The sequence below is a fragment of the Planotetraspora kaengkrachanensis genome (genome assembly GCF_016862895.1).
Classification (GTDB): domain Bacteria; phylum Actinomycetota; class Actinomycetes; order Streptosporangiales; family Streptosporangiaceae; genus Planotetraspora; species Planotetraspora kaengkrachanensis.
Genome location: NZ_BONV01000031.1, coordinates 12,020 through 24,132, shown reverse-complemented (window position 1 = coordinate 24,132; position 12,113 = coordinate 12,020). Strand labels below are relative to the sequence as shown.

The window sequence follows — 12,113 nt, the reverse complement described above, 5'->3', positions numbered from 1 at the left end:
TAAAAGATCGGCGGAACTTGTTCCGCTGGACGGATTGCGCCTGGACGGATTGCGGCCGCTCGGGCCGCTCACCGACCCGCCGGAGGCGGATCTTCCCGCAGCCTGCTGTACATCCAGCCGTCGCGCCACCGACCGGCGCGGAACTCCACCGCGCGTAGGACGCCCTCCAGTGTGAAGCCGGCCCTCAGCAGCGACTTCTGTTCTGCGATGTTCTCCGGGTGGGTGGTCGCCTGGATGCGCTCGACTGGAGTGTGAGTGAACAGGTAGTCGCACAGCATCGCCTGAGCGCGCCAGCCGATGCCACGCCCGCGCCAGTCCGGAAGCAGGGCGATCCCTATCTCCCAGTATCGGGAGACCCCGAACCCTCGGGCCGACCAGCTCATCAAGCCCGCGGCCGTGCCGTCCACCTCGACGATGACCCTGCTGTCATCCTCACCTAGGTAACCGTCGGTGGCGTAGCGCCGCGCCGGGGCCTGTGCATCGCGGAACCCCGTCCAGTCCAGGCCGATCAATCCCGGCTCCGTGGCGAAACGCCGGAACATGGCGAGATCGTCCTCTGTCACCGGCCGCAGTAGTACCTCAAGCGCGCTCATCGCGCCACCTCCCTTGTGGTGCGTTCGACCGCCGAGGTCGCGTGCCTGGCCCGGACCTTACCTCGCGAGATCCGCGGGCGCGGGGGCAGTTCCCGGGGCATGCCGCACGTCACGCGCCGGACCGCGGCTGGAGATCGCCCACACCGATGGTGTGCAAGCTCGCTCTCCAATCTGCGACAGCGCCCTGTCGCGACATGGACGACACCCGGCTCTGGACGCCTGTTCGACGCGAGGAATGTGCGCACCGCTGGGCTACCGCGATCGGCCTTGATCGTCGCCACGCTGCCGACTGGGAAACAGCATGCCAAGGATGACAAGGAGCAACACGAGGATGCCTATGTGGTAGGCGATGTCGCCTGCGAGTCCTCGCGGCACAGTGATGGTCAGGCCGAAGACAGTACCCAGAACAGCGAACGCGGTAGTCGCGAACGCGGTCGCCCTACCCTCAGGCCGGCTGATGAGAATCGACCCCGCGCCGATGGCCAGGACCACGGCGATGACGGCTTCGGGAATCACCGCTCCCGGAAAGGGGTCCCGGATGGTCGCGAAGCCGAGAGGGATCGTGACGCCGGCGTGGATGACTGACGCCGTCGCGAATGCCACGACCGCGAGCACGCCGGCGATGGCCGCCGATCGTTCCCACGTCGGACGCGTTGCCCGGCGCCACGTGGCTCGGACCTTCGGCCCCAGCAGAAGGACCATCACGACGACAGCGAGCGGCACCAGTACGACGTGCACATCCCGCGCCGCTCCGACCACCCGATGGGAGCTCAAGCCGAACGCGATGCCCGCGATGGACAACGCGAACGCCGTCCAGGACAGCCACCTCCTTCGCGTCAGGCCCGCAGCCACCAAAACGAGGCCGATCACAACCTCACCGACACCCGCCTGCCAGACGGGAACGGAGAAGCGCAGCGTGATGATGCCGAGCGGGACGTGCACGCCGGCATTCATGAGTGCCGCGACGAAGAAGACGGCGCCGTCCACGACCAGCACAAGCGGCAAAGTGGTGGCTCGACGTCCTGTGTTGATCCGTGGCCCTGTTTCGCTCACGACACGATGGTGTGCCCGACGATCGCTGTAGTCGTCCTCTCCCGGGTGTCGCTGCAGCTACGTCTATGGGAGTACGCCGGAACCGCCTCGCCTGTGGCGTCTTCGTCCAAACTGAGCCAGGGGGTGTTCACACAGTCGCGGCCATAGCCCGGCGGCGAGTTCGAGCCCGCGCTGTCAGCTTGGGAAGTGTATGGATCGCCTCGTAGGGGCGCTGAGCTGGGCTTCGGGTCGGTCATGAGTGACCGTGATTGACCCCTCTTCACCCTGGCTAATGGCCCGCTAATGGCCCGAGAGCCAGCCTGACTGGCTCAAGGTTGATCGACGGTTGGCCGTGGAATCTTGTCGGCCCAATTGTCCAGCCCGATGGAGATCAACTCTTCGAGCTTGTCCTTCCCGACGGCGTGAGCAAGATCGGCGAGGCATTCGCACCGGTTCAGTTCGCCGGCGACGGCGCACAGGTAAATGCCCATGATCCGAAGAGCCCTAGCGGAGATCTCGAAGACTTGCTCACCGGGGATCGGGATCTTCGTGGCATAGTTCCGGAGGAGTTCCCCGAGACGTCTGCCTGCCCTGTCTGCAGGAGATTTGCCCACCAGGATGTCGGCGACGAGAGCGTGAGCTTGGTCCTGTGCTTCCAGAAGCCTGCGAGCAGCAGCCGCCAGTGGGGCACAACCAGAGTGCCGTGCCCGAACTTCACCCCAAAGAGCGCTACCAAGGAGATCGGAGGATCGCTGAGCGACAGCAGCTTTCCAGCCGTCCGTTGTCACGTCCGCGACGATCTCAAGGACCGTCTTCTCCACGGCGCTTGGTCTCGCTGCTGCTACGCGTACTGTGCGGCGCCGTCGCCGGTGTGATGAAGCAGGGCGTCCTCGGTGATCAGAGCAGGGGGAGTTCCTCCGCCGTCGGCACGGCAGACCCGAACGCGTCTCGGCAGAACCACATAAACCGGCCATGAGCTGACGATGCGGCCGGCCCTGTCGCTCCTGCTACTGGCCAGGGGGCCAGGCTTTGCCACTCCATCGGGTGATGCGTCCAGCGTCGCGGTAAGAGGACGTCGCCAGCTGCTTGTCCGAAACCACGCGCAGAGAGCGTCGGATTAGAGGTGGGTCGTTCTTACCGCTGATCACATGTGCCGTCACCTGGTCGTCGAGCCATCGACGGGCAAACTATTCGCACGGCGGGTCAGTTCCCCGTGCAAGGCCGCCGAGCCTGCCTGAATGGGCCACCTCACCGACGTCCAGAAGGCCGCCGTCGTCATTCCGGCCAGTTGCCCGAGCTACGCCGTCCCCGGATGATCTAGACGTAGAGTGAGGTGCACCGAAGGGCGACGATGAAGGTATTGCTGGTTTCCCTGGGCGTCGCCGCAGTGGGTGCGTTGGTCGCGGTCCTCCTCCTATTGCGGAACCCAGCGGACGGCGGTACGGGTGAGGAGCGCGTGGCCTCAGGTTCCACCGCCGCAGCCTCCGCTTCCCCCGCGGCCCGAAAGAGCGTGCTGCTGGATGTCGAGGGCGCCGTCATCGAGGAGTTCTCCGGCGACTGCGCGGACAGCGGGTATCCCTACCTCTGCCGGTATGTCAGAGAGCGGCTTCTCGCCGAGGACCCGCGGCTACTCACCCGCGACGGCCTGACGATCCAGACCACGATCGACCAGCGGCTCCAGCGGGCGGCGCAGCGGGCCATCGACGCCCATGTCCACCGCGACGACCCGCAGGTCGCCACCCAGGTCATGATCGTCCCAGGCGAAGGCGCCATCAGGGCCATGGCCACCAGTCGTGGGGATGGCGACGGGCCGGGCTTCCAGCAGGGCACGACGGCGATGCCCTACACCCTGGCCACCGCGCTCGCCGCCGGTCTGCGGTACGACGACGGCTTCCCCATCTCGGACGAGTACCGCCCAAAGGGCTACGCGACGTTCAAGAACTGCCAGGACCAGGCTGTCGGCGATCCGACCCACGCCATCTCGAACCGGGAGAAGGGCGGGGACCGGTTCGCCACCCTGCGATCGGGCACCCAAGACGCGGTGAACACCTTCTACATGCGCTAGAGGAGAAGGTCGGCCTGTGCGAGACCGTCACAATGGCCGAGCAACTCGGGCTTAGGCGCGCCGACGGGAGGCCGCTCCAGAAGTACGAGACGTTCACGCTGGGCATCAACGAGACCGACCCCGTCTCGGTAGCCAACTCTTACGCCAGCCTCGCCGCCCGCGGCCGCTTCTGCGAGCCAACGGTAATCACGGAGGTCCGCGACGGCTCAGGTACCCCGCGCCCCTTCCCGCCGCACTGCCGACAGGTCCTGGACCCGGCGGTCGCCGACGCGGTCACCGGAGTGCTGTCGGACGTCCTGGAGAGAAGCGCACTCAAGGGCGTCGGCCGTGAAGCAGCGGGTATGCCTGGCACGGTCTACGACTTCGCCGCCGCCTGGTACGTCGGCTACACCCCCGGCCTGGCCTCGGCCGTCAGCCTCGGCGACCCCCGCGGGTACCGGTACCCGCTGGTCGACGTCACCATCGGCGGCCACCACTACCCGCAGGTGGACGGCACGTCGGTTCCCGGCCTGATCTGGAAGGAGGCGATGACCGAGGCGGTGCGAGGGACGCAGGAGACCGGCTTCACCCGGCCGGACGCCGGGCGCTTCGGCGCCTGCCGCGACGCCTGCCAGAACTGACCGCGGCGGGCCCAAGCGCGAGGCAATCGGGGCAGGCGGAGGCGTATTGCGCTGTCAGCTTGGGAATCGGCTACTGATCAAAACGGGGGTGCAGTTCAGTGCTGGTCGCCGCTCAATCTGGCACATATCTGGCACGCGGCCCCAGGTATGCGAGCGAGCGGGCGTGAGGTCGCGAGTCGAATTGCCCTCGACCTTTCACCTGTGATCGGCCTTACCGGCAATCGGGGTGACGGGGGCGGTCGGATCAGCCGGCGCGCCGATCGTCGATCTTGACTGAAAGGTATGGCCACGACATGGCGAGCCGTACCAGTTCGTCGGCGGTCAACTCGCCGACTGGAGGCAGAGGCTCGTCAGCGCGGAATCGGACGACCGTCCCAGATGTGCCGTTGTCGGCGATCGGCTCCAGATCAGTCACGGGAACGCCATGCTCGTATCGCTGAATCCAGGCTCCGTTTTCGCGGCGGTTGGTGTGCTCCAGCCACTGGCTGAGCGCCGCGACGACGGACATGCCCCGACGCGGGTGGCCATCGGGAAGCAACTGCACATCAGGGTGGTCGAAAAACCGAAGGTCCTTCGATGCCATGATCGGCTTCTTCACGGGCCGATCATGATCGTCGAGGCGGGTGTCTGTGCCTCGCCCGTAATCCGCTACGGAGACTGAGCCATCGGAGTGGAGCGTGACGGCGCAGCGTCCCCCGTTGTTGCACTCCGCCTCGTCAGCGACGTAGGCGACAACTTCAAGGATCAGGTGCCGAACACCACCGGGGGCGAATGTGGCCGGGTTCTGCCGAATGCCTGCGAGGTGGTCGACGTCCACGACGCTCGCCCAATCGTGCGTCGTGTTACGCCAAGAACGCCTCGATGTGCCCATCGGAGAAGTATCCCAGCCAGACGATCTGGACGCGTGTGTGGGAGACAGCCCCAAAAGGATCAAGATCGCAGGTGATCGCATCGGTCTGGCGTGCCGGGTGCGGGACCTGTGTCGACCACGCACGCAGGGTCGTGCCCTCAGCCGCATCCACGCCCCTGGTCTGCGGCTGTCATCGTTGCTTTGCTCGGTCTTTGTCGGACTGCCCTGGCATCATGCACGCATGCTTCCCCACAACGGCGGAAAGACGCTTGATGCCGTCGAGCAGCGCTCGTTCGAGCAGGGCGTCACGATGCACCGCTACGCGATCCGCAATGAGCTCGAGGCCGGCCGATGCTGAGGCAGGTCGCACAGGGTGTGTGGGTCCATGAGAGCGAGTTCTGCCAGAGCAACGCCGTTGTCGTGCTGGGCCGGGATGGCGTGTTGCTCATCGACGCCGGGATCCACGGCGATGAAATGGCGTGCCTCGCGAACGACCTGTCCGATGTGGGTCAGGCCGTGGTGGCCGGCTTCTCGACGCATCCGCATTGGGATCACCTGCTCTGGCACGCGAGCCTCGGCGGAGCGCCGCGTTACGGCACCGCGCTTTGCGCGACAACTGCCCGAGACCGGCTGGCGGGCGGGATCGATCCGGTCCGGGCCGGCATCCCCGAGGACGTGCCGCTGGAACTGCTCGGGAACATTACCGGCCTGCCCGAGGCAACTGCACGAATTCCGTGGGATGGCCCGGTGGTGCGGATCCTCGAGCATCAGGCCCATTCACCCGGCCACGCGGCCCTGCTGATTGAGGATCACCGGGTTCTCGTCGCCGGCGACATGCTGTCCGATGTGTTGATTCCGATGCTCGACATGAACGGCACCGTTGACCCGGTCGAGGACTATCTCGCCGCGCTGCGGTTGCTCGAGAGCGTGGCGGGCGGTGTTGATCTTGTCGTCCCCGGCCACGGATCCGTCGGCGGATCCGACCAGGTACGGGCACGGATCGACCAGGATCGGGCGTACGTACTCGCCTTGCGGAACGGCCAAGCCCCCGCCGACCCACGGGTCGGCCCATCGGCCAAGCCTGGCTGGGAGTGGGTGAGCGACGTGCACGAAGGGCAACTCCAACGCCTCGCCCAAAGAAGCCATGGGTGAGATCGTCAAGCAGGGACTCGGCGCGAAGAACGGTGGCGATGAGCCGCCCCTTACCGGAGCCAAGATCAACTGATCCGGCACGAATCTGGTACGCGGGTGAGAAAGCGTCCCGACAAAGATCAAGGCCCAGGTGGGGAATCATCCTCTGACCTGGGCCTTTGCTCCTCAGATGCGCTTCCGAGGGCAGCCGACTTCCATCCCCAATCGTGTCCGATTTGGCTGGCCAATTGCGATTGGATTACTTGCTGGGAAACCAGGACGGAACAAAGGTGATCAGTTCTTCGTCGGTGACACCACCTTCGGTCCAACTCAACAATTCAAGCTTCTGTTTTACTGACCAGCCGTATTCTTTGCCAAGAGCGGATGCCGCGTTTTAATTTTCCTACCGTCATTCTCCCCGAATACCCGGAGGAAGCCGGCTATGTCAATAATCGACGCCCCCTCTCGTTGCATTCGGCACGCTTCTGCGACCCAGTCATCTAGAGACATCGTTACGCCCTTAGGATCTCGTAAGTAGCCCTATTCTCTTCGATGAGGTTGCGACATAGTACGTGTGGGGTTGGCAACTGTCAGGTTGTACAGGGTCGAAGCGATGAATTCGACGCAAGCCGCACCTTGTCCGCCCATCCTGTCTGCCGTTGACCCACCGCGAAGCGGCAGTGGGCCGGCGGCAGAGGTGCAAGCCCGGCTTGACGTGTCCCTTCGCCTGTTCACCTTCCACGGTGATTGGACGCCAACGGCCACGGCCGGGCTTGCGGCGGCGGCGGCGGTCTGCTGGGCTTGCCTGGGTCGATTAGCTGGCGGGGATGGTTACGTTCCTTGCTCTGGTGCGTCCATGCCAAACGAGTCATGGACTTGCCGTACCTCTACTGCCGTGACGTGGAAGTGAGTCGCTGTACATCAACACCCCTTCAGGTGCGCATGCGATAAGGAGAAGGACGGAGATTTATCGCGGATATCCGCATGTCGGACACGCGGTGTCACGATTCGATTACGCATCGGCTGGTTCATGTTGCCGCGCATAAGTCCTTGGATACCTATCGCGTCGTGGTCCTGATTGGACCATCGAGAGTCGCGATCTGGGGGAATCAGTGCTCAAGAAGCTCATAGCAACGGGGATTGTGGCGGCGGCGGCCACGGGCGTCATGCTGCTCGGCGGTCCCGCTAACGCTGACCGCCTGTCCGTCAACCGGACGGCTGTCCCGGCCACGTATCCGGTCCACTGCTACAGCGGACTCGGGTATTACAAGCCGACCTGGTGCAGGAACTATCGGCCGACCACCTACTATCGGCCGACCACGCACTACCAGCCGGCCACGTACTACCCCGGCCACCACCACGGCTGGGACAGGGACGACCGGTGGCACCACCGGGACGGGTGGAATCGGTAGCACCACTAGGCAACTATTGCCGCAGCGCATTCAGCTACTGCCGCGATAGTCAGGTGGCCGCCGTGGCCCGCTTGCGTCATGACGAGCGGGCCACGGCGTTGTTTGACAGCCGGTGATCAACGAACTCAAGCAGCAGGAAGCCACGACACGTCCTCGGTGCGAGCCATTGCGCCCCATCCGGTGGCGACTTTTCCGTCGTAGCTCGTGCCCATCCACCGACCGGACATGTGCTGCCCGTGTGGACGGAGCACGAAGTACATCGTCCCCCCCTTGATCGGACTGACCCGTCAGCCGCGGTGTACCAGCCCATCAGGATTTCGTTCTGCGAGAGCTGATGAACCGCATGGGCCACCCGACCACGCGGGCCGCGCTGATCTACCAGCACACCGCCATGGAGCGCGACCGGGCCATCGCCGACGTGCTGGGCAGGCTCGCCAAGGAGGCGCTGAACAAGCAAGATCAAGACGGATCGGGCACGTAACGGGCAGGGAAGATCGAAATGGTGCCAGAAAAGATCAAGGCCCGGGTCGGGAATACCCTCTGACCTGGGCCTTTGTGTGTGGAGCGGGTGACGGGAATCGAACCCGCGCTGTCAGCTTGGGAAGCGCATGGATCACGGCTGTTAGGGGTGCTGACCTGGGCGTGAGACCGGTCCTGAGTGACCGTGGTTGGCCCTTCTTCACCCTGGCTAATGGCCCACTAATGGCCCGAGAGCCAGCCTGACTGGCTCAAGGATGATTCCGCCCCACTTTGCGCCGTGTTCGGCCGATCAGAAGAGCTGGCTTAGGACGCCGGAAGGTAGCTCGTGCGCGTGGTCAAGGCCGTGACCTGAACTCTGAGCAAGGCCGGCGCCCTTAAGCGTTCGTCGGCCCTGGTGGGCAGCTGACGGGGTGTCGGGCGTGGAGCCGGTCTGAAGTCGTTCCACGGATAACGCCGCACAGGCGAGCGATCGATTCGAAGCTCGCTGGAGGCGGATCAACTCTGCGCGGGTGTAACCGGCCAGCGGTCGCTGAGCACCGCGTTTTGCACACCGGACGGGGCAAGCCGAAGGTACGACGCGGTGCCTTGCGGAAACCTGACAAGAGGCAGTTGGTTCTTCCGTTGATCGTCGCGGCCCCGGGAGCCCAGCGCGCGAGGATGTCGCCGATCAGATGGCTCCGCCATTGGCGTAGAGGACTTGGCCATTGATCCATCGCGCCGGTCCAGCGAGGAAAAGGACGACCTCGGCAATGTCGTCGGGAGTGCCGATCCGCTCCAGCGGCGAGCGGTCAGCGATCTCCGCGCGGAGATGTTCACGGCCCGAAAGAAACTCCTGGAGCATATCCGTATCGATGGCGCCGGGTGCGACGGCATTGACCGTGACATCGCGGCCTCGCAACTCCCGCGCCAGCAGTAGAGTCAGCGCCTCCACTCCGCCCTTGGTCATGATGTAGGCGGCATTCCCTGGGTTCGAGAACCGGGTGACCGAGCTGGAGAAGTTGATGAGCGCACCGCCCGGTCGCAACCTGCGGGCTGCCTGCTGGTCAACGATGAAGGTGCCACGAAGGTTGACGCGAATGGCATGGTCGAGCTGATCAAGGTCGAAGTCGGCTACCGAGCCCCTGGACAGGGCGCTAGCGGCGTGCACGACCACGTCCACGCCGCCGAAAGCCTCCTCCACCGTGTCGAAGAGCGTCGCCACCTCATCCTCTTTTGCGACGTCTGCGCGCACGGCCATGGCCGTGCCGCCGACGGCGGTGATGTCTTCGACCACGGCACTCGCGGCCGCGGCAGCCTGTGCGTAGTTGACGACGACGGCCAGCCCACTTGCGGCGAGGCGCTCGGCGACGCGCCGGCCTATGCCGCGCGACCCTCCGGTGATGATTGCGACGCGCTGGGCTGTGGTGGTGGTCATGCGGTAACTCCGGTCTCGTGCCCGTCCTGACGACAGGCGGTGTGCTGTGCGGTTTCAGTCTGGGATCGACAGATCGGGACTCGGAATGCTTGAAAGTCCCGAAAAGTTGCGCGACAGTACAGGGGTGTCCTGGCGTGTTCAGCTGTCCGGCCCCGCCCCCGGCGACCCGCTCAGCGAAGCGCTCACCCTCAGCGAGGCGCGCTCAGTCATCTCTGGCGGTTTCCGGGCGATGGCGCCGTGGGCCCTTCGGTTCTGGCCACAGGCCCGGCTGAAGCTGGCCGCTGTTGTCTCAGGCTCCTGCTGGTTGACAGCAGACGGCTCTCAAGCTCCACTGCTGCTGGGTGCGGGCGATGTGGCCGTCCTCAACGACGTGAAGAGCGTGCAACTCGCCTCCGATCCAGGGCTCGCACCGGCTGAGGCGGCACCGATGTTCGGCCCGGGCCGCGAAGCGATCGTGCGGATCACCAGCCATCACCAGGAACACGGCGCAGCGCCTATGGAGGAGACGAAGGTCCCAACTGGCCCGAGCACCGTGATCATCGGAGGCCATGTCGCCCTGAACGCCACCGGCGAGGAACTGCTACTGGCCGCGCTCCCGCCGCTCACGCGAATCGGCGCGGAAAGCGCCGAGGCCCCGGTCGTCCAATGGATCCTCGATCGTCTATTGCACGAACTGGATGCCGAACGGCCAGGCACCCATCACGCATCCCATCAGTACGCCCAACTTCTGCTCGTCGAAGTGCTCCGCTCCACGCTGGCGGCCTCGCCCGAGTCCTTCCCCACCGGCTGGCTGCGCGCACTGGCTGACCCACACCTCGCGCCTGCCCTTCGCCGAATGCATGCCGATCCTGGCCGCCGCTGGCATCTCGAAGAACTCGCCCAGGCTGCCGCGATGTCGCGCACCAACTTCAGCATGCGCTTCCGCGCGGCGGCGGGCGTACCACCTCTCACCTACCTCCACCACTGGCGCATGCACATCGCCGAACGCGCTCTCTTGGACGATGAGATGCTGATCGCCCCCCTGGCTTCGAGCCTCGGTTACGCCTCCGAGAGTGCTTTCAGCAACGCCTTCAAACGCACTCATGGATATTCGCCGCGCAACTACCGCGCGAAGATCCACGCACGACAGCAATCGGAAGCGTTGACGATTCCCGACAGCTAGAGCGCGTCCGTCGATGCTTAGGTGCAGTACAACCTCGTCGGCGCGTGGCGACGTCGGCGACCGGTGCTGGCACCACTGCCGCCTCGGCATCCTAGGCGCCTGACCTTCGCTTAAGGAGCCCGGCATACACCGGAGGTAAGGAGCACTGGTCCCGCTGGCTTCCACTTTCATGATCCGCGGCACACGGGAAACACCTTCGCCTCGCAATCCGGTCCGACTCTGCGACAGCTGATGAACCGCATGGGCAACTCGACCACGCAGGGGATGGCGCTGACCTGGTGGCCCCAACCTGCTCAGCGACGAACTCGAACCCCCGCCAGCGGAATGAGCCGACCCAGAAGCGTGATCCGGCGTCGATCGCGCCGCAATCTCGTCGATCGACGCATTGGGTGACCTCAGCGATTGCAAAAAGGTCGGGAGAGTTCGAGATCCGCGTCCACTCGGCGCAACCCGTCGAAACCCCAAGTGTTGACGCCCTGCAGGTCGACCTCGTTGTAAATGCGAACTGCAAGGTCGCGCAGCGAGCGGGCGAGCCGGGCGTACTCGAGGTGGGTGAGGTCGAGTCCCTCCGCGCCGTAGGCGCGCAGGAAGCGCACAGGATCGGGCCCGCACAAGGCGGCGAACACATCGTGTTCGCGCGGCGCCAGCATCGCGTGACCCCAGTCGAGCAGCGTCGCGATGCGGCCGCCGCGGTCAACGAGGACGTTGTGAGGGAATAGGTCGTGGTGGCACACGACGTGGGGCACGTTGATCGCGCGTGCCCGTTCGATCACCGCTTCGAGTCGGTCGACGTTGACCATGACCTCGTCGCGGCGGTCGACGATCCAAGGGTGGTCGCGCCGATCGCGCAGCACCTCGATGCACCACTCGTCCATATCGGTGCGGGGCAGGACGAGGTCAGTTACCTCGTGCACGGCGCGCATCGCCCGCGCGATCGCGTCGGCGTCGTTCCACGTTCCCTGGCGGCCGTCGACGAACGGGAACAGCGCGTAGCGCCGGCCATGGTGCTCGGAGGTGTAAGAGCCGTCAAGTGCTCGCTCCGCCGCAGGAACGGGGATGCCCCGAGCTGCCAACTCAGCGGTCAGCGCCAGACCGGCGTCACTGTCGGGCTGCTGACGCCAAAGTTTCATGAACCAGCGCCCGTCAGTGAACGCATCCGCTTCGAACCCGCCCGGATGCGGCCGCAATTCGCCCACCTCAACACCGAAGGCGTCGCGGACCTGAGTCGTCGTCGGCGGTCGTACTTCGCTCCACATCAAGCCAGGACGCTACCGCTATGGGAGATCGTCAAGCAGGGACTCGGCGCGAAGGACGACGGCGATGACCCGCCCCTCAGCGGAGCCAAGATCAACTG

The 12,113-nt window shown here is 65.2% G+C and carries 12 protein-coding genes; 6 read left to right on the top strand and 6 right to left on the bottom strand.

The genetic code is table 11. The features are described 5' to 3' along the window. Nucleotides 1-68 precede the first annotated feature (68 nt). The 3 genes from Pka01_RS27665 to Pka01_RS27655 all read right to left on the bottom strand — a co-directional run bounded on the left by Pka01_RS27665 (nucleotide 69) and on the right by Pka01_RS27655 (nucleotide 2,446). Nucleotides 69-593, bottom strand: coding sequence for a GNAT family N-acetyltransferase (locus tag Pka01_RS27665; RefSeq protein WP_203885828.1), 525 nt, complete (start codon nucleotides 591-593; stop codon nucleotides 69-71). A gap of 252 nt (nucleotides 594-845) precedes the next feature. After that, nucleotides 846-1,580 (bottom strand): hypothetical protein, encoded by a 735-nt coding sequence (locus Pka01_RS27660; protein WP_203885827.1) that lies wholly within the window; start codon nucleotides 1,578-1,580, stop codon nucleotides 846-848. 374 nt (nucleotides 1,581-1,954) lie between these two features. Further along, the gene (locus Pka01_RS27655) at nucleotides 1,955-2,446 is read right to left on the bottom strand and encodes a hypothetical protein (RefSeq protein WP_203885826.1); all 492 of its coding nucleotides are present in this window, start codon (nucleotides 2,444-2,446) and stop codon (nucleotides 1,955-1,957) included. 635 nt (nucleotides 2,447-3,081) lie between these two features. Here Pka01_RS27655 and Pka01_RS27650 point away from each other — a divergent pair. Then, entirely contained in the window at nucleotides 3,082-3,690 is a 609-nt protein-coding gene (locus Pka01_RS27650; RefSeq protein ID WP_203885825.1) for a penicillin-binding protein 2, read from the top strand. A gap of 32 nt (nucleotides 3,691-3,722) precedes the next feature. Then, nucleotides 3,723-4,310: a hypothetical protein gene (locus tag Pka01_RS27645; protein ID WP_203885824.1), complete on the top strand. Its 588-nt coding sequence runs from the start codon at nucleotides 3,723-3,725 to the stop codon at nucleotides 4,308-4,310. Nucleotides 4,311-4,554: 244 nt separating this feature from the next. Here Pka01_RS27645 and Pka01_RS27640 read toward each other — a convergent pair whose 3' ends face one another. Then, nucleotides 4,555-5,127, bottom strand: coding sequence for a hypothetical protein (locus Pka01_RS27640; protein WP_203885823.1), 573 nt, complete (start codon nucleotides 5,125-5,127; stop codon nucleotides 4,555-4,557). Nucleotides 5,128-5,511: 384 nt separating this feature from the next. On the opposite strand from Pka01_RS27640, the gene Pka01_RS27635 reads away from it, so the two are divergent. The 3 genes from Pka01_RS27635 (at nucleotide 5,512) to Pka01_RS27625 (ending at nucleotide 8,184) form a co-directional block, all read left to right on the top strand. Beyond that, nucleotides 5,512-6,312, top strand: a complete 801-nt coding sequence (locus tag Pka01_RS27635; protein WP_203885822.1) for an MBL fold metallo-hydrolase — start codon at nucleotides 5,512-5,514, stop codon at nucleotides 6,310-6,312. Nucleotides 6,313-7,403: 1,091 nt separating this feature from the next. Then, nucleotides 7,404-7,703, top strand: a complete 300-nt coding sequence (locus Pka01_RS27630) for a hypothetical protein (protein WP_203885821.1) — start codon at nucleotides 7,404-7,406, stop codon at nucleotides 7,701-7,703. Nucleotides 7,704-8,037: 334 nt separating this feature from the next. Next, on the top strand, nucleotides 8,038-8,184 hold the full coding sequence (locus Pka01_RS27625) for a hypothetical protein (protein WP_203885820.1): 147 nt from the start codon (nucleotides 8,038-8,040) through the stop codon (nucleotides 8,182-8,184). A 666-nt stretch (nucleotides 8,185-8,850) separates the two neighbouring features. On the opposite strand, the gene Pka01_RS27620 is transcribed toward Pka01_RS27625, so the two are convergent. Beyond that, complete coding sequence (locus tag Pka01_RS27620) at nucleotides 8,851-9,597, bottom strand: SDR family oxidoreductase (RefSeq protein ID WP_203885819.1); 747 nt, start codon at nucleotides 9,595-9,597, stop codon at nucleotides 8,851-8,853. A 124-nt stretch (nucleotides 9,598-9,721) separates the two neighbouring features. Between Pka01_RS27620 and Pka01_RS27615 the strand changes: the two genes are divergently transcribed. Next, nucleotides 9,722-10,759: an AraC family transcriptional regulator gene (locus Pka01_RS27615; RefSeq protein WP_203885818.1), complete on the top strand. Its 1,038-nt coding sequence runs from the start codon at nucleotides 9,722-9,724 to the stop codon at nucleotides 10,757-10,759. Between the two features lie 395 nt (nucleotides 10,760-11,154). On the opposite strand, the gene Pka01_RS27610 is transcribed toward Pka01_RS27615, so the two are convergent. Beyond that, on the bottom strand, nucleotides 11,155-12,015 hold the full coding sequence (locus tag Pka01_RS27610) for a phosphotransferase enzyme family protein (RefSeq protein WP_239115445.1): 861 nt from the start codon (nucleotides 12,013-12,015) through the stop codon (nucleotides 11,155-11,157). Between the last annotated feature and the right edge of the window lie 98 nt (nucleotides 12,016-12,113).